The 20,991-nt window shown below is 67.9% G+C and carries 17 protein-coding genes; 9 read left to right on the top strand and 8 right to left on the bottom strand.

The genetic code is table 11. The features are described from left to right. Positions 1 to 7 precede the first annotated feature (7 nt). The 3 genes from ACQI46_RS05800 (at position 8) to ACQI46_RS05790 (ending at position 3,094) form a co-directional block, all read left to right on the top strand. Positions 8 to 775: a 3'(2'),5'-bisphosphate nucleotidase CysQ gene (locus tag ACQI46_RS05800; RefSeq protein WP_427093022.1), complete on the top strand. Its 768-nt coding sequence runs from the start codon at positions 8 to 10 to the stop codon at positions 773 to 775. 68 nt (positions 776 to 843) lie between these two features. After that, positions 844 to 2,082: a cysteine--1-D-myo-inosityl 2-amino-2-deoxy-alpha-D-glucopyranoside ligase gene (gene mshC / locus ACQI46_RS05795; protein ID WP_427093021.1), complete on the top strand. Its 1,239-nt coding sequence runs from the start codon at positions 844 to 846 to the stop codon at positions 2,080 to 2,082. Between the two features lie 22 nt (positions 2,083 to 2,104). Then, entirely contained in the window at positions 2,105 to 3,094 is a 990-nt protein-coding gene (locus tag ACQI46_RS05790) for a patatin-like phospholipase family protein (protein WP_427093020.1), read from the top strand. A gap of 78 nt (positions 3,095 to 3,172) precedes the next feature. Here ACQI46_RS05790 and ACQI46_RS05785 read toward each other — a convergent pair whose 3' ends face one another. After that, entirely contained in the window at positions 3,173 to 4,051 is an 879-nt protein-coding gene (locus ACQI46_RS05785; protein WP_427093019.1) for a PAC2 family protein, read from the bottom strand. Between the two features lie 223 nt (positions 4,052 to 4,274). Between ACQI46_RS05785 and metH the strand changes: the two genes are divergently transcribed. Then, the gene (metH, locus tag ACQI46_RS05780; protein WP_427093018.1) at positions 4,275 to 8,039 is read left to right on the top strand and encodes a methionine synthase; all 3,765 of its coding nucleotides are present in this window, start codon (positions 4,275 to 4,277) and stop codon (positions 8,037 to 8,039) included. An 18-nt stretch (positions 8,040 to 8,057) separates the two neighbouring features. Here metH and ACQI46_RS05775 read toward each other — a convergent pair whose 3' ends face one another. The 5 genes from ACQI46_RS05775 to ACQI46_RS05755 are packed head-to-tail and all read right to left on the bottom strand — an operon-like array spanning position 8,058 to position 14,102. Continuing rightward, entirely contained in the window at positions 8,058 to 8,855 is a 798-nt protein-coding gene (locus ACQI46_RS05775; protein ID WP_427093017.1) for an SDR family oxidoreductase, read from the bottom strand. Positions 8,856 to 8,901: 46 nt separating this feature from the next. Next, positions 8,902 to 9,753, bottom strand: coding sequence for an energy-coupling factor transporter transmembrane component T family protein (locus ACQI46_RS05770; protein WP_427093016.1), 852 nt, complete (start codon positions 9,751 to 9,753; stop codon positions 8,902 to 8,904). Continuing rightward, positions 9,753 to 11,480, bottom strand: a complete 1,728-nt coding sequence (locus ACQI46_RS05765) for an ABC transporter ATP-binding protein (RefSeq protein ID WP_427093015.1) — start codon at positions 11,478 to 11,480, stop codon at positions 9,753 to 9,755. Before ACQI46_RS05765 ends, ACQI46_RS05770 begins: the two co-directional genes overlap by 1 nt. 14 nt (positions 11,481 to 11,494) lie before the next feature. After that, positions 11,495 to 12,424, bottom strand: a complete 930-nt coding sequence (locus ACQI46_RS05760) for a hypothetical protein (RefSeq protein WP_427093014.1) — start codon at positions 12,422 to 12,424, stop codon at positions 11,495 to 11,497. A 28-nt stretch (positions 12,425 to 12,452) separates the two neighbouring features. Beyond that, on the bottom strand, positions 12,453 to 14,102 hold the full coding sequence (locus tag ACQI46_RS05755) for an HAD-IA family hydrolase (RefSeq protein WP_427093013.1): 1,650 nt from the start codon (positions 14,100 to 14,102) through the stop codon (positions 12,453 to 12,455). Between the two features lie 167 nt (positions 14,103 to 14,269). On the opposite strand from ACQI46_RS05755, the gene ACQI46_RS05750 reads away from it, so the two are divergent. Then, entirely contained in the window at positions 14,270 to 15,277 is a 1,008-nt protein-coding gene (locus ACQI46_RS05750) for a LacI family DNA-binding transcriptional regulator (RefSeq protein ID WP_427093012.1), read from the top strand. A 31-nt stretch (positions 15,278 to 15,308) separates the two neighbouring features. Here the strand turns inward: ACQI46_RS05750 and ACQI46_RS05745 are convergent, their stop codons facing one another. Then, positions 15,309 to 16,823 carry a SulP family inorganic anion transporter gene (locus ACQI46_RS05745; RefSeq protein WP_427093011.1) on the bottom strand — a complete coding sequence of 505 codons (1,515 nt, stop codon included), beginning with the start codon at positions 16,821 to 16,823 and terminating at the stop codon, positions 15,309 to 15,311. 117 nt (positions 16,824 to 16,940) lie between these two features. Between ACQI46_RS05745 and ACQI46_RS05740 the strand changes: the two genes are divergently transcribed. Continuing rightward, positions 16,941 to 17,615, top strand: a complete 675-nt coding sequence (locus ACQI46_RS05740; protein ID WP_427093010.1) for an HAD family hydrolase — start codon at positions 16,941 to 16,943, stop codon at positions 17,613 to 17,615. Positions 17,616 to 17,718: 103 nt separating this feature from the next. Further along, complete coding sequence (locus ACQI46_RS05735; protein WP_427093009.1) at positions 17,719 to 19,185, top strand: sugar porter family MFS transporter; 1,467 nt, start codon at positions 17,719 to 17,721, stop codon at positions 19,183 to 19,185. On the opposite strand, the gene ACQI46_RS05730 is transcribed toward ACQI46_RS05735, so the two are convergent. Continuing rightward, positions 19,182 to 19,397: a hypothetical protein gene (locus tag ACQI46_RS05730; RefSeq protein ID WP_427093008.1), complete on the bottom strand. Its 216-nt coding sequence runs from the start codon at positions 19,395 to 19,397 to the stop codon at positions 19,182 to 19,184. The genes ACQI46_RS05735 and ACQI46_RS05730 overlap by 4 nt on opposite strands. A 420-nt stretch (positions 19,398 to 19,817) precedes the next feature. Between ACQI46_RS05730 and ACQI46_RS05725 the strand changes: the two genes are divergently transcribed. Both ACQI46_RS05725 and hisG read left to right on the top strand, forming a co-directional pair. Then, positions 19,818 to 20,099 carry a phosphoribosyl-ATP diphosphatase gene (locus ACQI46_RS05725; protein ID WP_427093007.1) on the top strand — a complete coding sequence of 94 codons (282 nt, stop codon included), beginning with the start codon at positions 19,818 to 19,820 and terminating at the stop codon, positions 20,097 to 20,099. Position 20,100: 1 nt separating this feature from the next. Then, positions 20,101 to 20,949, top strand: a complete 849-nt coding sequence (hisG, locus tag ACQI46_RS05720) for an ATP phosphoribosyltransferase (RefSeq protein ID WP_427093006.1) — start codon at positions 20,101 to 20,103, stop codon at positions 20,947 to 20,949. The last annotated feature ends 42 nt before the right edge of the window (positions 20,950 to 20,991 follow it).

Genomic DNA, 20,991 nt, shown 5'->3' with positions numbered 1-20,991 from the left:
TTTCCCGGTGACCCTCACCGATGCCGCGCTGGCCGCCGAGGTGGCCGCCGAAGCCGGTGAGCTACTGCTGGCGATGCGCGAACAGGTCGGTTACTGGGATCCGTACGACCTCGGCGACGCCGGCGACCGTCGCGCCAACACACTGATCCTGGACCGCCTTCACCGCGACCGGCCCGAGGACGCCGTGCTGTCCGAGGAAGCCGTCGACGATCTCGCGCGCGTCGACGCCGACCGGGTATGGATCGTCGACCCGGTCGACGGCACCCACGAATACTCGATGCCCGGCCGCAGGGACTGGGCGGTCCACATCGCCCTGTGGCAGCGTCAGTCCGCGGGCGGCACCATCACCGACGCCGCGGTGGCTCTGCCGGCCCGCGGTGAGGTCTACCGCACCGACACGGTTCTCGGCCCGCCGCCGCGCACCGAGGGCCCGATCCGCATCACCGCCAGCACCAACCGCCCCCCGGCAGTGCTGTGGCACCTGCGCGACCAACTCGACATCGAGCTGGTGCGCATCGGTTCTGCGGGAGCCAAGGCGATGGCGGTGGTCCGCGGCGACGTCGACGCCTACATCCACGCCGGTGGGCAGTGGGAGTGGGATTCGGCCGCACCGGCCGGTGTGCTGTGGGCGGCCGGCCTGCACGCGTCACGCATCGACGGTTCGCCGCTGGTGTACAACCGGCTTGACCCCTACCTGCCGGACCTGCTGATGTGCCGCCCGGAGCTCGCGCCGGTGTTGCTCGAGGCGATCTGGTCGGCCTACCGCAACCGCTAGACCTGAGGCGAGCGGGAATGAAACAGCCGTCCGCGGCGTCTCAAACGAGGATGTCTAGAGTCGGGGTTATGCAATCGTGGTCGGCGCCGAGCGTTCCGGTGCTGCCTGGGCAGGGTCCGCAGCTGCGGCTCTACGACAGCGCCGACCGGCAGATCCGGCCGGTCAGCCCGGGTGCCACCGCCACCATGTACGTCTGCGGCATCACGCCCTATGACGCCACCCATCTGGGCCATGCCGCCACGTATCTCACGTTCGACCTGGTGCACCGCCTGTGGCTGGACGCCGGCCATCAGGTGCACTACGTGCAGAACGTGACCGACGTCGACGACCCGCTGTTCGAGCGCGCGCAGCGCGACGGCATCGGTTGGCGCGAGCTCGCCGACCGCGAGACCGACCTGTTCCGGGAGGACATGGCCGCGATGCGCGTCGTGCCGCCGCGTGACTACGTCGCCGCGACCGAAACCATCGCCGAGGTGATCGAGGTGGTGGAGAAACTCCTGGCCGCCGGGGCCGCCTACGTCGTCGACGACGCCCAGTACCCCGACGTGTACTTCCACGCCGGCGCCACCACGCAGTTCGGCTACCAGTCCGGCTACGACCGCGACACGATGATGGCGCTGTTCGGCGAACGCGGGGGAGACCCCGACCGGGCGGGGAAAGCCGACCCGCTCGACGCGCTGCTGTGGCGCGCCGCCCGCCCCGACGAGCCCAGCTGGCCGTCGCCGTTCGGGCCCGGCCGGCCCGGCTGGCACGTCGAGTGCGCCGCGATCGCGCTCAGCCGCATCGGCACCGGGCTCGACATTCAAGGCGGCGGCAGCGACCTGATCTTCCCACACCACGAATTCTCGGCCGCACACGCAGAATGTGTCACCGGCGAGCGCCGGTTCGCTCGGCACTACGTCCACTCCGGGATGATCGGCTGGGACGGCCACAAGATGTCCAAGAGCCGCGGCAACCTGGTTCTGGTGTCGGCGCTGCGCCGCGACGGGGTGGACCCGTCCGCGATCCGGCTCGGCCTGCTGGCCGGGCATTACCGCGAGGACCGGTTCTGGAGTCCGCAGGTGCTCGACGAGGCCAACCGGCGTCTGCACCGTTGGCGCAGCGCCACCGCGCTGGCCGGCGCCCCGGATCCGAACGACGTCGTGGCACGGGTGCGCCGCTACCTGGCCGACGACCTCGATACCCCGAAAGCCCTTGCCGCTCTTGATGGCTGGGCCGCCGACGCGCTGTCCTACGGCGGGCACGACCCGCAGGCCGGGGCGACGGTGGCCACTGCGGTCGACGCACTGCTGGGGGTTGCGCTGTGAACCGTCCGCAGGGGGAGTAGACGTGCGCGCCGATCTGGTGCTCTCCGGTGGGGGAGTCAAAGGTCTGGCGCTGGTGGGGGCGGCGGCCACCTTGGTCGACGCCGGCTATGTGCCGCACCGCATCTCGGGTACCTCGGCGGGGGCGCTGGTCGGTGCCGTGCTGGCCGCGGCCACGCACAGCGGAGAAGTGTCGACCCCGCAACTCACCGAGCTGGCGATGGGACTGGACTACCGAAAGTTCCTCGACCCGGGGCCGGTGGAGCGGCTGCCGGTGATCGGACCGGCGTGGGGCGTGCTCAGCGGTGGCGGCATCTACCGCGGCGACGCGCTGCGGCGGTGGGTCGCGCGTCAGCTCGCCGATTTCGGTGTCACCACGTTCGCCGACCTGGCTCTCGACGATCCCAGCCTGCCTCCCGAGCAGCGGTACCGACTCGTGGTCACCGTCGCCGACGTGACGCTCGGGCAGCTGGTGCGGCTGCCCTGGGACTACGAGCGCGTCTACGGACTCGACCCGGACGCGCAGTCGGTCGCCGATGCGGTGCGCGCCTCCACCGCGATCCCGTTCTTCTACCGACCGGAGGAACTGACCAGCGCCGACGGGCGAACTTCGCGGCTGGTCGACGGCGGCCTGCTGTCGAACTTCCCGATCGACTCCCTGGATCGCTGCGACGGGGAGCCCCCACGGTGGCCGACGTTCGGCATCACACTGCTACCGGACCTCCCCGCCGAGAACACGGCCGTGATCCCCGCGCTGCGCCCCCTGCACCTGATCGGGTCGCCCACCCTGCTCGAACAGGTGGTCACCACGATCCTGGTCGGTCGCGACCAGGCGTATCTGAACCAACCGTGGGTCAGCGCCCGCGCCATCCGCATCGACACCAGCCCGGTCGGCGTCCTGGATTTCGACCTGCCCGAACGCGACAAGCGCATGCTCTTCGAGCGAGGACAGGGTGCCGCCGAGGATTTCCTGGCCGGCTGGGACTGGGACGACTACCTGCGTCGTTTCCGCTGACCACCGCCCGCGCGAAATTGCATTCCACGCGCGTCAAACGCCGAATTCCCCGCGCTGGATGCAATCTCGGCGCGAAAGCTACCGTCCGCGTCGTCTCAGGTAGCGCTCGAACTCCGCCGCCAGCGCATCCCCGTCGATCTTGCCCAGCGCCTCGTTGACGTCGATCTCGGCGTCGCCGCGTTCCTCCAGCGACTGCACGTACTCGGCGATCTCGTCGTCCTCGGCGGTCATCTCGCTGACCGCCTGCTCCCACTCCTCGGCTTGGGCGGGCAGGTCGGCCAGCGGCACCTCGACATCGAGCACATCCTCGACGCGCCGCAGCAGCGCGACGGTCGCCTTGGGGTTCGGCGGCTGCGACACGTAGTGCGGCACCGCCGCCCAGAACGTCACCGCCGGGATGCCGGCCTGCACACACGCGTCCTGGAAGACCCCGGCGATGCCGGTGGGTCCCTCGTAGCGCGTCTCTTCCAGGCCGAACGTCTTGGCTGAGTCCGCGGAGTACGCCGAGCCCGACACCGGCACCGGCCGGGTGTGTGGTGTGTCGGCCAGCAGCGCTCCGAGGATCACCACGGTGTGCACGTTGAGCTTGTCGGCAATGGCGAGCAGTTCGGCGCAGAACGTGCGCCAGCGCATGTTCGGTTCCACCCCGTGCATCAGGACGATGTCGCGGTCGGAGCCCGGTGGGCGGCAGTGCGCGATGCGCATCGACGGCCACACCAACTCGCGGGTGACGCCGTCGATCTGGCGGATGACCGGCCGGTTGACCTGGTAGTCGTAGTACGACTCGTCGTCGATCTCGACGATCGTCTCGGCCTGCCAGATGGAATCCAGGTGCTCGAGCGCATCGCTGGCGGCGTCACCGGCGTCATTCCAGCCCTCGAAGGCTGCCACGACGATGGTGTCGTGCAGATCGGGCAGGTCGGATCGCTTCGGACCACGGAAATCCGAGGGGGTCACAAAGCCAGCGTAAGCCTTGTGTGGGCACCGCGACGCGCATCGACCCGCAGCCGCATTCGTGGCGCCGACTACCCTGACTGTGGTGCTGGGCGTCCAGACGCCGATTGCGTGACGACGTACACTCTCTGAGGTCGAGAGGCGTTGCAACGGATCCCGGGTTCGTACCGGCATCCGCCACGCTCGGCAGAAGTCAAGGACGCCTTCCGCAATGGAAGGAGCGCACATGAAGGCCGTTCAGTCGAACACCTCTGAACCGAACACCTTTGCGCCGAACATCCGTCCTGACAGCACCGACGAGCTGACGGCGATCCTGCGTCAGCGGATCATGGTGATCGACGGCGCGATGGGCACGGCGATCCAGCGCGACCGCCCCGACGAGGCCGGTTACCGCGGCGAACGGTTCAAGGACTGGCCGAGCGACCTCCAGGGCAACAACGACCTGCTCAACCTGACCCAGCCGCACATCATCGAGGCGATCCACCGCGAGTACCTCGAGGCCGGTGCCGACATCCTGGAAACCAACACGTTCAACGCGAACGCGGTCTCGCTGGCGGACTACGGCATGGCCGAGTTCAGCTACGAGCTGAACTACGCCGGCGCCGCGCTGGCCCGCGCCGCGTGCGACGAGTTCAGCACGCCCGACAAGCCGCGCTACGTCGCAGGCGCGCTGGGGCCCACCACCCGCACCGCGTCGATCTCTCCGGACGTCAACGATCCCGGCGCGCGCAACGTCACCTACGACCAGTTGGTCGCCGCCTACCTGGAAGCCGCCAACGGTCTGGTCGACGGCGGTGCCGACATCATCATCGTGGAGACGATCTTCGACACGCTCAACGCCAAGGCCGCGGTGTTCGCCATCGAGACCCTGTTCGAAGAGCGGGGACGCCGGTGGCCGGTGATCATCTCCGGCACCATCACCGACGCGTCCGGGCGCACCTTGTCCGGTCAGGTCACCGAAGCGTTCTGGAACTCCATCCGCCACGCCAAGCCGCTGGCCGTCGGTCTCAACTGCGCTCTGGGCGCACCGGAGATGCGGCCCTACATTGCCGAGATATCGCGCATCGCAGACACTTTCGTGTCCTGCTACCCGAACGCGGGCCTGCCCAACGCATTCGCCGAGTACGACGAGACCCCGCAGCGTCAGGCCGGATATGTCGCCGACTTCGCCGACGCGGGCTTTGTGAACATGGTCGGCGGCTGCTGCGGGACGACGCCGGCCCACATCGCCGAGATCGCGAAGGTGGTCGACGGCAAGCCGCCGCGTCAGGTGCCGGACATCCCGGTGGCCACCCGGTTGTCGGGTCTCGAGCCGCTCAACATCGACGACAACTCGCTGTTCGTGAACATCGGTGAACGTACCAACATCACCGGCTCGGCGCGGTTCCGCAACCTGATCAAGGCCGAGGACTACGACACCGCGCTGTCGGTCGCTCTGCAGCAGGTCGAGGTCGGTGCGCAGGTCATCGACATCAACATGGACGAGGGCATGATCGACGGCGTCGCGGCGATGGACCGCTTCACCAAGCTGATCGCGTCCGAGCCGGACATCAGCCGCGTCCCGGTGATGATCGACTCCTCGAAGTGGGAGGTCATCGAGGCGGGCCTGAAGAACGTGCAGGGCAAGCCGATCGTCAACTCGATCTCCATGAAGGAGGGCGAGGAGAAGTTCATCCGGGAGGCGCGGCTGTGCCGTAAGTTCGGCGCCGCCGTCGTCGTCATGGCCTTCGACGAGCAGGGCCAGGCCGACAACCTGGAGCGCCGCAAGGAGATCTGCGGCCGCGCCTACCGCATCCTGACCGAGAAGGTCGGCTTCCCGGCCGAGGACATCATCTTCGACCCGAACTGCTTCGCGCTTGCCACCGGCATCGAGGAGCACGCGACGTACGGCATCGACTTCATCGAGGCCTGCGCCTGGATCAAGGAGAACCTGCCCGGAGTGCACATCTCCGGCGGCATCTCCAACGTCTCGTTCTCCTTCCGCGGCAACAATCCGGTCCGCGAAGCCATCCACGCGGTCTTCCTGTTCCATGCCATCAAGGCCGGTCTGGACATGGGCATCGTCAACGCCGGTGCGCTGGTGCCCTACGACTCGATCGACCCGGAGTTGCGGGAACGCATCGAGGACGTGGTGCTCAACCGTCGCGCCGACGCCGCCGAGCGGCTGTTGGAGATCGCCGAACGCTTCAACAGCACTGAGAAGTCGGAGGATCCAGCCGCCGCCGAGTGGCGGTCCCTGCCGGTCCGCGAGCGCATCACGCATGCCTTGGTGAAGGGGATCGACGCGCACGTCGACGACGACACCGAAGAGTTGCGCGCCGAGATCGCCGCTGCCGGAGGCCGGCCGATCGAGGTGATCGAGGGTCCGCTGATGGACGGCATGAACGTCGTCGGCGACCTGTTCGGTTCCGGGAAGATGTTCCTGCCGCAGGTGGTGAAGTCGGCTCGCGTGATGAAGAAGGCCGTGGCCTACCTACTGCCGTTCATCGAAGCGGAGAAGGCGGAAGCCGGGACATCGGGCTCCAAGGACACCAATGGCACCATCGTGATGGCCACGGTGAAAGGCGATGTCCACGACATCGGCAAGAACATCGTCGGTGTTGTGCTGCAGTGCAACAACTTCGAGGTGATCGACCTCGGTGTGATGGTCCCGGCGCAGAAGATCCTGGATGCGGCCAAAGAACACGACGCCGACATCATCGGGCTGTCCGGCCTGATCACCCCGTCGCTGGACGAGATGAGCAACTTCGCCGTCGAGATGGAACGCGCAGGACTGGAGATCCCACTGCTCATCGGCGGCGCGACCACCTCGCGCGCCCACACGGCGGTGAAGATCTCGCCGCGCCGCAGCGGTCCGGTGGTCTGGGTCAAGGACGCGTCCCGCTCGGTGCCGGTGGCGGCCGCACTGCTCGACGACAAGCAGCGGCCCGCTCTGCTCGAGGCGACCGAGAAGGACTACGCATCGCTGCGGGAACGGCACGCCCAGAAAAACGAGCGTCCGATGCTGACCCTGGAGAAGGCCCGCGCCAACCGGACACCGATCGAGTGGGACGGCTACACCCCGCCCGTGCCCGCGCAGGGTCTCGGCGTGCGGGAGTTCTTGGACTACGACCTCGCCGAACTGCGCGAGTACATCGACTGGCAGCCGTTCTTCAACGCCTGGGAGATGAAGGGCCGCTTCCCCGACATCCTCAACAACCCGGCCACCGGCGAGGCGGCCCGCAAGCTGTACGACGACGCCCAGGAGATGCTCGACACCCTGATCAAGGAGAAGTGGCTGACCGCCAACGGCGTCATCGGTTTCTTCCCGGCCAACGCCGTCGGCGACGACGTCGAGGTCTACACCGACGACACCCGCACCGAGGTGCTGACCACGCTGCACAACCTGCGTCAGCAGGGCGAGCACCGCGAGGGCGTCCCGAACCGGTCACTCGGCGACTTCGTCGCCCCCCGAGAAACCGGGCAACGGGACTATATCGGCGCGTTCGCCGTCACCGCCGGGCTGGGCGGCCAGGAAAAGATCATGGAGTTCAAGGCCGCCCTCGACGACTACAGCGCGATCCTGCTGGAGTCGGTGGCCGATCGGCTCGCCGAGGCGTTCGCCGAGCGGATGCACCAGCGGGTCCGCAAGGAGTTCTGGGGATACCAGCCCGACGAGCAGCTGGACAACGACGAGCTCATCGGGGAAAAGTACCGCGGCATCCGTCCCGCGCCCGGCTACCCGGCCTGCCCGGAGCACACCGAGAAGACGACGCTGTTCAACCTGCTGGATGTCACCGAGCGGACCGGCATCGAGCTGACCGAGTCGATGGCGATGTGGCCCGGCGCCGCGGTCAGCGGCTGGTACTTCTCGCATCCGCAGTCGCAGTACTTCGTGGTGGGCCGGCTGGCGCAGGACCAGGTCGCCGACTACGCGAAGCGCAAAGGCTGGACACTGCAAGAGGCCGAGCGCTGGCTGGCGCCCAACCTGGGCTACAACCCGGAGGACTGAGCGCGACCGGGACGCGCCTCATCGAAAGAGCGACGCGTTGCGAGCCGCCCACTGCGCGACCGACATCGCCGGTGTGCCGGTGAGTTGTTCGACCACGCTGTTGGCGTGTTGGGGTTGCGCGCCGGCCATCAGGTCCAGATACCAGCGGGCCTCGTCTCCCATCACCGGACGCAGCGCTTGCTCGGCTTCGGCCCGGCTGCACTGCGTGAACCGAACAGGCACACCCGCGCCGACGCCGATCTGTTCGGCGATCTGCGCGCGGGTCAGCGCCTGCGGTCCGGTCAGCTCGTACATCACGCCGTGGTGCTTCGTGTCGGCGGCGACGAGCAGGTGCGCCGCCACCCGAGCGATGTCGTCCATCGAGATCGGCGCCTCGACCACATCGGGATAGGGCTCGCGTACTGTGCCGCTCGATTTGATCGCCTCGGACCAGATGGCGAAGTTCTCGCAGAACTCGCCTGGTCCGAGCTGGGTGTGCGGCAACCCGGACGCGGCCACCGCGTCTGCGTGCGCCTGCCAGTGCGCGCCGCCTGACAGTGCGACCACATAGGCGACGCCGGCGCGGCGGGCCAGGTCCAGGGTGGCATCCAGTGTGGGCGGGAACGGCGCCAGATACATCGCCTCCACGCCGTCGAGCGCGGCAGGTAATGAGTCTGGCTTGCCGAGAAATCCCGTGACGGCAGTGACGCCGTCCGGCAGATCAGCTTGGGCCGGGTTCGTGGTCAGCGCACGGATGTCGGTGGCGCCGGCCGCGAGCAGCTCATCGACGACGCGACGGCCGATATTGCCGGTCGCGCCGGTCACCAGAATCGTCATGCCGGCAGGTTAGCGACCGGAGCTGACAAACCGGAGGACTGAGCCCTCAGCCACCGATCGGGTGGACGCTGGGCAACCAGAAGGCGAACCCGATGATCAGCACAGTGGCGCCGAGCAGCAGGGCGTCGGCGCGGGTGTAGCGCAGGTGCGCCGTGCGCAGCCGGCGGCCCTCCGGCGATGCCATTCCGGCCACGCTGAAACCTCGGATCTCCAGTGCCTCGACAGTGGTACGCGTGCGCTTGGCGGTGTTCAGGATCAACGGGTAAAAGCTCTGTACCGCAATGGTTCCGGCGCGCGCCGCGGTTCGCCAGCCCAGGATGCCGTGGCCGGCGGCCGGGGCGCCACGCAGGCGGTGTCCGTCGACGATGGTCTGGAATTCGTCGATCAGCACCGGCACCATCCGGTACCCGTAGGACACCCCGAAGCCGATGATCGCCGGTGCGCGCAACGCGAGCAGACCGTCGGAGAGCTTCTCCGGATCCAGGGACACGAACGCCGCCATACTGGCCAGCGAGATGGTCGCCAGCTTCAGCGTGATCTGTGCCAGACCGTCGACCGCGCCGGCGTTTCCATCGAACACGAACACCAGAACCAGCAGGTAAGCGATCTGTCCCAGGATGCCGAGTGCGAACAATCCGAGCAGCAGCGGGCCGATCCGGGCGATCAACGCCGAGGCCAGGCTGAATGCGAACAGCACCGCCAAGGTGGTGGTCGAGTACGTCAGCCAAGGTGTCACCGCGCAGAGGACGTACCAGAAGATGACCGCCCGTGGATCGCGTCGCGAGAAGAAGCCGCCGCGGGTGGCGTAGGCCACCCGCATCAGTTCGAGTTTCACCCATTCGACGGCGGTGCGGTCCAGTCCGCGACGTGACCTGACCTGGTCGGTCTCGGTGCTCATCAGCGCTCCGGTTCCAGTCGGGCGACGAGTTCGTCGATGGACAGCGGCAGCGGGTGCAGGCCGAGCGCCGAACCCAGTTGGGCCACCTGGGGTGGGACCAGACGGGCCCGGGCCAGCACCTCCGGCGTCGCGAACAGGGTCGCCGGATCGGTGTCGGCGAGCACCGTCCCCTGGTCCAGCACGATCACCCGATCGGCCCATTCGGCCACCAGATGCATATCGTGGGTGGCGACCACGGTGCAGCGTATGTGTTCGGAAAGCGTTGCCAGCATGGCGATCACGTCATCGCGTGAGCGTAGATCCAGAGACGAGGTGGGTTCGTCGAGCAACAGCAGGCGCGGTCGCATCGCCAGGGCGATGGCCAGGGTGGCTCGGCGCTGCTGACCTCCGGAGAGCAGTCGGCCGTCGCGGTGGGCCAACCGGCTCAGCCGAACCCGGTCCAGCACCTCGTCGACCAACTCTGCGGTGTCGGCCAGACCGCGGCCGGACGGGAACATCGACACGTCCGCGCGCACCGAGTCCTGCAGGAACATCTCCTCGGGCCGCTGCACCAGATAGCAGACGCTGTCGGCCAATTCCGCTGCCGTCACGGTGCGGGTGTCGCGGCCGTCGACGACGACGGTCCCGGACTGTGGAATCGCCAGTCCGGCAAGCACACTCAACAATGTCGACTTGCCCGCGCCGTTGGAGCCCACGAGGGCGACCCGTTGTCCCTCGTGCAGATCCAGGTCCAGGCGATCGAGCACCACGCTGCGCGGACCGGTGACCATCTGATAGCCGTAGGTCACCTTGCGCGCCCGCGCGATCACATCGCCGGTGACCGACGGATGCGCGACCGCCGCCGGGCGCGGGGTCACCGTGTTCAGCAGCGGCACCGCCTGATCGACGGTCAGCGGCGCCAGTTGCTCACCCCGGCCGATGGCCGGAACCAAGGCCCGCGCCGCGGCGACCACCTGTGGTGGCGGAATGTCGGCATCCTCCAGATCCGAGACACGCGACAGCGCCTGGGCCACCGGGAGATGCCAACGTACCGCGCCGTCTTCCATCAGGACCACCGATTTCGCGTAACGAGCCACCAGTTCGGCGTGATGTTCGATGACCACCACGGTGATGCCGCGGTCCCGGTTGAGCGCCGTGAGCTGTTCATAGACGACGGCGGCGCGGACCGGATCGACCTCGGCGGCGGGCTCGTCGATCACCAGCACGGTGGGAGCCAACGCCAAGGCCCCGGCCAGGGCGGTCAGATGCTGCTGTCCACCCGAGAGCTGCCAGGTGTAGGTCTTGGCCAGCGCGGTCAGCCCGAGCGCGTCGAGAGCGTCGTCGGTGCGCTTCCGCCAGTCGAGGTGCCCGAAGTTCATCGGGCCGAACGACACATCATCTGCGACAGTGGGCCGCACGATCTGATTTCCGAAGTCCTGGAACACATATCCGACGTCATGTGCGATCTCGCCGACCGATCGCCGTGCGGTGCTCTGGCCGTGCACCCGGACCACCCCGGAGATGTCGCCCTGCCAGAAGTGCGGCACCAGACCGTTGAAGGTCTTGCACAGCGTGGTCTTGCCGGAACCATTGCCGCCGACCACGGCCACGAAGTCGCCCGCCTCGATACGCAGATCCACCCCGCGCAGCGAATCCTGTTCGGCGCCGGGGTAGCGGAACGTCAGATTCCGTACCTCGATGGCCGGTACAGTCTCGGACGCCGAGCTGTCGACGGGACGGGTGGCCATGGCCGGCGGATACATCAGCGCTTCCGGCGGCTGCGGACGGCGCGGATGGCGAAGAACACGGCGAATCCGACGGCGGCTGCGATCGCCGCGGCGATCCACAGGTAGGCGGTACCGAACCGGTCCACGTAGTCGGGTTCGAACGCCCCGAAGGCGCCGAACCCTTCATTGCCGACGACGTCTTGCCAGGCGGCGAGCATCGCGATGGCGGCCGCCAGCACGAAGGCCAACCCGGCAACGGCCCAGATGGAGGTGCCCCACGGTCCGCGCAGTCGCGGCGGATTGGCCGGATCGCGGGGGCGCAGTCCCATGATCGGTTCGATCTTGCCGTAAAGCCTTGGGGCCAACCAGATTGCCGGTAGCGCGCCGAACAGGATGCCGGAGGTGATGACGGTGATCACCAGATCGATGCCCTCGGCGGCCAGGAAGGCCGTGAACAACCCGTCGGACTCGTCCAGCGTGTCCGGATCGATGCCCACGGCCACCTTGGCGATGTCGATGATGCCGCCGCTGACCTTGTCGACCAGAACCATGATGATGGGCGCCAGGAACAGTTGTTTGACGCTGCGCGGGTTGCGGACGAAGCAGCCGGCCACGTAGATCGCCAGTGATGTTTCCAGCCAGCCCTCCACCTCGGCGAATCCGCCGAAATCGCCGAGCAGCATGTCGGAGAACACCAGTTCGCCCAGCGGCGCACCCAGTGCCACCCAGGCCGGCGGCAGCAGTGCGGCCAACACAACGGCGATGAACGAGAAGTAGGAGACGCCGATGTCCATCGGCCCGTACTCGATGCTCGGAATCATCTGGGCCACAATGTCACCGACGCCGTACAACGTCATCGACAGCACCAGGATCATCAGCTTCTGTGAGCCGGACAGTGCATCCGACGCGCGTAACCGGTCGCGGAAATCGTCCGCGGCCGCGGAGATGGACTCGGGTATGGACATGACGGCCTTCTTCCGGAAATCGTGGCGTTCAGGAACGTTCGGGCAGGGCGAGCGCGATGAGGTCACTCATGGTGTCGAGCACATGGTCGGGTCGAAGGTGTGCGGGCGCGTCGTCGAGCTCCGCATCGGTGGATGATCCGCCGCGCACCAGCACGACGGTTCCGACCCCGGCCGCGCGCGCAGCAGCGACGTCGCGGTGCGGTTTGTCGCCGATGAACCATGCATGTGCGGGGTCGGCTGCCAACGCCCGTAGTGCGGTGGCAGGCATCAGGGGGTCGGGCTTGCGCCGACCCAATTCGTCGGAGTAGACGTGGGCGCCGATCAAAGGTGTCAGGCCGGCCTCGTCGAGCTCCTCGCGGACGGCGCGGCCGTTGACGGTGTTGGACACCACCGCGACGGGCACCCCGACGGCTGCAGCCCGTTGCAGTAGCTCCGGCACACCGGGACGCACCGTCGGGCGGGATTTCGCCCGCGCGTATCCGGCCATCAGTTCGTGGGCCTCGACGCGCAGCCAGGCCCGCACACCGGCATGCTGATCTGCCGGTAATTGCGAAGTCAGTGGGGGACCGGCGAATTCGACCCAGAACGTGGTGGCGTCGATCTCGGCTGTGCAGGTATCGGGTTGGTCGGCTTTCCAGTCCTTGTGTCGGCGGCGGGTCTCGGCGATCACGGTGAGTGCCTGTTCCTCGGAGAGGGTGTACCCCGCCCGGCCCAGCCTGCGGGCCAGGTCCGCGGCGAAGGCCCGACGCAGCGCCGCGTCGGGCACCGATACCGCGATCACCCCGCCGTGGTCGAGGAGCAGCGCCGAGGGCCGGGTCGGAATGGCTCGGACCACGGACTGTGGTGCTGCGGCTGGCTGCACGGGGGCCGGTCGAGCGGCGCGCAGCACATCGACCAGGTCCTCGGGCGTGTCGAACACCGCATCGGCGTTCTCGGCCACCGGGAACGGTGGGTTGTCGGTGTGGTGGTGACGGGTCAGCATCACCGCGCCGATGCCGGCGCGACGGGCGGCCACCACGTCGCGATCGAAAGTGTCTCCGACATACCAGCACCGGGCCGCGGTCGTGCCCAGTGCTGTCGCCGCCAGTTCGATCATGTCCGGGTGCGGTTTGCGGATTCCGACCTCGTCGGAGTACACCTGCACGCCGAATGCGCCGTCGAGGCCGTGCGCGGCCAGCAACGCGCGGTGCGCACGGCCCGAATGGGCGTTCGACACGATGCCCAGGCGCACCCGTCGTTCGGCGGCCAGCGCCAACAGTTCGCGAATTCCCGGCCGGACGGTGTGCACCGCCACCGTCGCGGTGAGCTGCGCCTGCAACGCACCTGCGCTGCCGACCAGCACCTCGCGGGCCGCCTCGGGCAGGGGAGCGGCGTAGAAGTCACCCCAGATTTCCCGATGACTCAGTTCCCGTGGGGCGCGTCGCCGGCTGGAGGCGTTCTTCCAATCCTTGAGTGCCTTGTTCCCGCCCCGCAGCGCCCGCTCCAGGTCGTCGACTTCGATGTGGTGGCCGGCGCGCTTCAGTACCCGGTGCACATGTGCAGCGAACTCGGTCCAGGCCTCCGGTCGCTTGCGGGTCGCGAACACCACGCCGCCGAAATCCAGCAGCAGCGCCTCGGGGAGCCTGCGCAGGCCGGTCAGTGGCGCCGCGGCATGCTGTGCGTCGGTGGTACTCGTCACGGCGACGACGGTAGGTACGCCAGGGTTGCTTCAGGCCACACCCGAATGGCCGGCGGGTGAACGGCCGCGGAAGGTCTGGAACGTTCCAAGTCGTGCTCGGCCGCTGTCGGCGGCGGCGGTGGTCGCGGAACGTAGACTGCGCACGAATCGGGTGCAAGGGAGATGCGATGGACGTCCACCCGTCGTCGGCCGACGGCCCGACACCAGGCCGCAAACCCACCATCCTGGACGTGGCCGCTCGAGCCGGGGTATCGAAATCGCTTGTGTCCCTGGCGTTGCGGGGCGACAGCGGAGTCGGTGCCACGGCGCGTACCCGCATCCTGCGTGCCGCCGACGAACTCGGCTACCGGTCCAACACGTTGGCCCGGGCCCTACGCGAGCGGCGCACCATGCTGATCGGGGTGGTGATCTCCAGCCTCGACAACCCGTATCACACCGAGGTCGTCGCCGCGGTGGAGAAGGCGGCCGATGCGGCCGGGTTGTCCGTGCTGCTGGCGCACGGTTCGCGCGACCGCGGCCGGCTCGCCGCACGGGTGGATGCCCTGCTGGACCTCAATGTCGACGGTTTGGTCGTCGTCTCCTCGTGGCTGGATCTGACCGCGCTCCAGGCCGCCGCCCGGCGCACCCCGGTGGTCATGGTGGGCCGGTCGTTGCACCCGGTGGCCGGCATCGACTCGGTCAGCAACGACGACGAGTTCGGCGCCCGCCTCGCCGTCGATCATCTGGTCCAATGCGGCCGCGAACGGATCCTGCACGTGACCTCGTCGACCCGGCCGGCCGGGCTGGCCCGACGTGCCGGATATGAATCCGCCATGCGCGCCCACGGCTTGGAACGCTTCATCACTGTCGCGGCGCCGACCGATATGGGATCGGCGATGGCAGCCGAACCCGACGCGGTCTTCGCCCGCAACGACGTCGAAGCCTTCGAGGTGCTCGACTTCGCCTGGGACCGCGGAATAGCAGTGCCGGGCGAGCTGGCTCTCGTCGGATATGACGATTCGGCACTCGCGGTGCGGGCTCGTCCGCGGCTGACCAGCGTGCAACAGCCGCGCGAACAGATGGGTGAGCGGGCCGTGCAGTTGCTCACGCAACGCTTGGGGGGACGGAGTGTGGACGTCCACGATGTGCTGACTCCGACACTGGCGGTGCGCGAATCGTCGGTTCCCGACAGCTGAGACCCGGCCTCGGCATCGAGGCGAATCGCGTTCAGTGCTCCCCGCCCAGCTGCCCGGACAGGCGGTCGTGGCGGTCGGCCGAATCCTGGTTCAGGCCGACGATCTCGACCGTTTTCCCGCGGGAACGGTACTTCGTGGTGATGGCGTCGAGCGCAGCGACGCTCGACGCATCCCAGATGTGGGATTCGGACATGTCGATCACGACCGTGTGCGGGTCCCCGGCATAGTCGAACTGGTACACGAGGTCGTTGCTGGAGGCGAAGAACAGCTCGCCGCGCACGCGATAGACGGCGCGGTCCTCGTCCTCGGACCGCTCCACGGTGACCAGGTGTGCGACGCGGCGCGCGAACAGCACCATCGCGGTCAGCGCGCCGACGATCACGCCGTAGGCGAGGTTGTGGGTGAGCACCGTGACCGCCACCGTGGCCGCCATCACCAGCGTCTCCGACAACGGCATCCGCCGCAGTGTGGACGGGCTGATGCTGTGCCAGTCCAGCGTGGCCACCGACACCATGATCATCACGGCGACCAGGGCAGCCATCGGGATGAGGCCGACCACGTCGCCCAGGCCGACGACCAGACCGAGCAGGAAGACGCCGGCCAGGAACGTCGAGATGCGGGTCCGTGCGCCGGACACCTTGACGTTGATCATGGTCTGCCCGATCATCGCGCAGCCGCCCATGCCGCCGAAGAACCCGGTGACGACATTGGCCACGCCCTGACCCCACCCTTCGCGGGTCTTGTCCGAATGGGTGTCGGTGATGTCGTCGACGAGTTTGGCGGTCATCAGTGACTCCATGAGCCCGACCAGCGCCATCGCCAGCGCGTACGGCGCGATGATCGCGAGCGTGTCGGTGGTCAACGGCACGTTCGGGAACAGCAGGGCCGGCAGGCTCGACGGCAACTCACCCTGATCGCCGACCGAGGGCAGCGACACACCGAACACGATCGCGACGCCGGTGAGCACCACGATCGCGATCAGCGGCGCCGGCACCGCCTCGGTCAGCTTCGGCAGGAACACCATGATCAGAAGACCCGCGGCGACGAACGGATACACCAGCGCCGGTACGCCGATCAGGTGGGGCAGCTGGGAGGTGAAGATCAGGATCGCCAGCGCGTTGACGAATCCGACCATCACACTGCGCGGCACGAAGCGCATCAGCCGCGCTACCCCGCAGACGCTGAGCACGATCTGCAGCAGCCCGGCCAGGATGACCGTCGCGATGAAGTAGTCGACGCCGTGCTCGCGCGCCACCGGTGCGATCACCAGTGCGACCGCACCGGTCGCAGCCGAGATCATCGCCGGACGCCCACCCACGATCGCGATGGTCACCGCCATCGTGAACGACGCGAACAGGCCCATCCGCGGATCGACGCCGGCGATGATCGAAAACGAGATCGCCTCCGGGATCAGCGCCAGTGCCACCACCAGCCCGGCCAGCACCTCGGTCTTGAGTCGGCGCGGAGAACGCAGCGCCGCCCGTACCGACGTGCTCGGGTCACCGGCTTCGCGCACGGCAGGGACAGACGGCGTGGGGTGGGTCACAATTCTCCAATCAAGTTGCCGCACAGGATCAGACAGCGGGGCACACCCGCGCGCAGCGCAGCATGCTGAATCTACCCGAGGTCGCCGAGGTGGACATCCCCGTGCACAATGGCGGTCATGCGAGCAGTGCTGTGGGACATGGACGGCACGCTCGTCGACTCCGAAAAGCTGTGGGACATCTCACTGCAGGCGCTCTACCGCCGTCTGGGCGGCGTGTTGACTCCCGAGGTGCGGGCCGCCACCGTCGGTGGCTCGTCGGAAACGGTGATCGGCATCGTCTACGCCGACCTCGGGCTGGATCCTCACCCGGACGCGATGGCCGAATCGGCGAAGTGGTTGCACGACTACACCGGTGAGCTGTTCGCCGAAGGCTTGCCGTGGTGTCCCGGAGCGCGCGAGATGCTCGACGCGCTCGCCGCCGAGGGGATCCCGATGGCGTTGGTCACCAACACTTTGCGTGCGCTCACCGAGCGGGCACTGGATTCCATTGGCCGCGAATACTTCTCGGTGACCGTGTGTGGCGACGAAGTGCCCACCGGCAAGCCTGCGCCCGACCCGTACCTGCGCGCAGCGCAGCTGCTCGGCGAGGCACCCACGCACTGTCTGGCCGTCGAGGACTCGGTCACCGGTGCCGCGGCCGCCGAAGCGGCCGGTTGCGCCGTGCTCGTGGTGCCGAACGAGATCCCGGTGCCGGCGGGCCCGCATCGGCGGCACGCCGACTCCCTCGGTGACCTCGACGTCGCCGACCTGCGCCGGATTCACGACGACATCGCCTCGACCCGGACTGCCTGACACTCATCGCGCTTGATCACGCGTAGTTGCGGGAATGCTCCCGACCACACGGAGCGGGTGCTTCAATGTGATCTACATCACGCAACGGCGCGGAGGTCGGTAGATGGCGGGACACGGCGGTCCTACCGGGGAGTCCCCGGAGATTTTCGACGAGGACCAAGACTTCTCATCCGGAAAGACCGCGGTGCGCATCGCGTCGGTCGCTGCCCTGGGTGGCCTGTTGTTCGGATACGACAGCGCCGTGATCAACGGTGCGGTCGACTCGATCCAGGAGGACTTCTCGATCGGAAACGCCGAGTTGGGGTTCGCGGTGGCCTCGGCCCTGCTCGGCGCTGCGGTAGGGGCCATGACGGCAGGTCGGGTTGCCGACCGCATCGGCAGGCTCGCGGTGATGAAGATCGCCGCGGTGCTGTTCTTCATCAGCGCGTTCGGCACCGGCTTCGCCCCCGACGTCTGGGCCGTGGTGTTGTTCCGGATCGTCGGCGGGCTCGGCGTCGGTGTGGCCTCGGTGATCGCGCCGGCGTATATCGCCGAAACCTCGCCCCCGGGCATCCGCGGCAGGCTGGGGTCGCTGCAACAACTGGCGATCGTGTCCGGCATCTTCCTGTCCTTCGTCGTGAACTGGGTGCTGCAGTGGGCGGCCGGGGGAGCAAACCAGCCGCTGTGGTTGGGCGTCGACGCCTGGCGGTGGATGTTCCTGGCGATGGCGGTGCCCGCGGTCGTGTACGGGGCACTCGCCTACACGATCCCCGAGTCGCCGCGCTATCTCGTTGCCAGCCACAAGATTCCGGAAGCGCGCCGGGTGCTGACCAGACTCCTCGGTCAGAAGAACCTCGAGATCACCATCACCAGGATCCGCGAAACGCTCGAACGCGAGGACAAGCCGTCGTGGCGGGACCTGCGCAAGCCGACCGGCGGGATCTACGGCATCGTCTGGGTGGGCCTGGGCCTGTCGATCTTCCAGCAGTTCGTCGGCATCAACGTGATCTTCTACTACTCCAACGTGCTGTGGCAGGCGGTGGGATTCAGCGCCGACGAGTCGGCCATCTACACCGTCATCACCTCGGTGATCAACGTGCTCACCACACTGATCGCGATCGCGCTGATCGACAAGATCGGTCGCAAGCCCTTGCTTCTGATCGGGTCGAGCGGCATGGCCGTCACGCTGATCACGATGGCCGTCATCTTCGCCAACGCCACCATCGGTCCGGACGGCAACCCCAGCCTGCCCGGGGCCTCCGGCGTCATCGCGCTGATCGCGGCGAACCTGTTCGTCGTCGCGTTCGGCATGTCCTGGGGTCCGGTGGTGTGGGTGCTGCTGGGCGAGATGTTCCCCAACCGCATCCGCGCCGCGGCGCTCGGGCTGGCCGCCGCCGGCCAGTGGGCGGCCAACTGGCTGATCACCGTCACCTTCCCCGGCCTGCGCGATCACCTGGGCCTGGCCTACGGCTTCTACGGCCTGTGCGCGATCCTGTCCGGGCTGTTCGTGTGGCGCTGGGTGCGTGAGACCAAGGGCGTGTCGCTGGAGGACATGCACGGCGAGATCCTGCGCACCGAGGTCCGCGGCTAGGGCTGCGGCGGCGTGCGCGGGTCATAGATCAAGCCGTCGGCGGTGGTCCACCCGCCCGTCATGTTGCTTTGGTCGATGACGGGTGGCTCGAAGTCGTCGACATACGGCGAGCAGCCGACGGTGCGGGCGATGACCTGTGCCGGGTGTGTGAGTTCGTCGAGCGGCACAGGGGCGCCGGACGGCATCAATGTGACGACGCACTGCCCGGACACCACGGTGACGGTACTGAGGTAGTTCAGAACGAAGACGAACTCGTCCGGTCGATCCGGGCAACTCGTAGGCGTCGGCGCCCGGATCGGAGGCCTGGCCGGGCTGGGCTTCCGCGGTCATCATCTCGCGAACCCGCGCCGCTTCCTGCCGCCCGTCGGACACCCGGTGGACGGAGACCGACACCGTCCGTTGCGTCGACCCAGCACGATCTGCCCACGTACACCACAGAGAGTTTTCGAAGAAATCGGGTTCGAACGCGGACGCGACGTTCGTCGGAACCATCGACGCAACGTCCAGATACGGATCGACGATGTCGAAGATGGCCCGACGCCGCTGTGTGTAGGTCTCGTGCTGGGCGGCGGGCATCACGCTCATTCTCACCCGCTGATCCCCATGGCCGCACGCGGCTTTTCCGGCCGGACATGAAACAATCGCCACCTGTGAAGACCTTCGATGCGCTGTTCGCCGAACTCAGCGAACGCGCGCGCACCCGCCCCACCGGAAGCGGCACCGTGGCCGCGCTCGACGCAGGTGTGCACGGCATCGGCAAGAAGATCCTCGAAGAGGCCGGTGAGGTCTGGCTGGCCGCCGAGCACGAGAGCGACGAGGCGCTGGCCGAGGAGATCAGCCAGCTGCTGTATTGGACGCAGGTGCTGATGCTCTCGCGTGGCCTCACGCTCGACGACGTGTACAGGAAGTTGTGACATGTTGCGCGTCGCCGTCCCGAACAAGGGCACGCTCAGTGAACCCGCATCGGACATCCTCTCCGAAGCCGGCTACCGCCGCCGCACCGACACCAAGGACCTGACCGTCGTCGACCCCGCCAACGGCGTCGAGTTCTTCTTCCTGCGCCCGAAGGACATCGCCATCTACGTCGGTTCGGGCCAGCTGGACTTCGGCATCACCGGTCGCGACCTGGCCCGCGAATCCGACGCCCCGGTGCGGGAACGTCTGGCGCTGGGCTTCGGGTCCTCGACGTTCCGTTATGCCGCACCTGCGGGGCGGGAGTGGACGGTCCAGGACCTGGCCGGCAAACGCATCGCGACCGCGTTCCCGAACCTGGTCCGGAAAGATCTGGCGGCCAACGGGATTGACGCCACCGTGATCAGACTCGATGGTGCGGTGGAGATCTCGGTTCAGCTGGGTGTCGCCGACGCGATCGCCGACGTGGTCGGTTCCGGCCGCACCCTGGGGTTGCACAATCTGGTGGCCTTCGGTGAGCCGCTGTGCGACTCCGAGGCTGTGCTGATCGAGCGCGAAGGCGCCGACCAGAATGCCGCTGCCCGTGACCAATTGGCGGGCCGCGTCCAAGGTGTGGTGTTCGGCCAGAAGTACCTGATGTTGGATTACGACTGTCCGCGTGCGGTTCTCGACGCGGCCATCGAGGTGACGCCCGGGTTGGAGTCTCCGACGATCGCGCCGCTCGCCGACCCGGACTGGGTGGCGGTGCGCGCCCTGGTGCCGCGCCGCGAGGTGAACTCCATCATGGACGAGCTCGCCGCCATCGGCGCGAAGGCGATCCTGGCCACCGACATCCGGTTCTGCCGCTTTTAATCCGCACAGCCGCTCATCGGCGCGGAATGCGTGTTAGCGTCC

The sequence above is a fragment of the Mycobacterium sp. SMC-4 genome (assembly GCF_050205565.1).
In the GTDB taxonomy this organism is placed as follows: domain Bacteria; phylum Actinomycetota; class Actinomycetes; order Mycobacteriales; family Mycobacteriaceae; genus Mycobacterium.
This window is presented reverse-complemented; position numbering and strand designations above follow the sequence as displayed.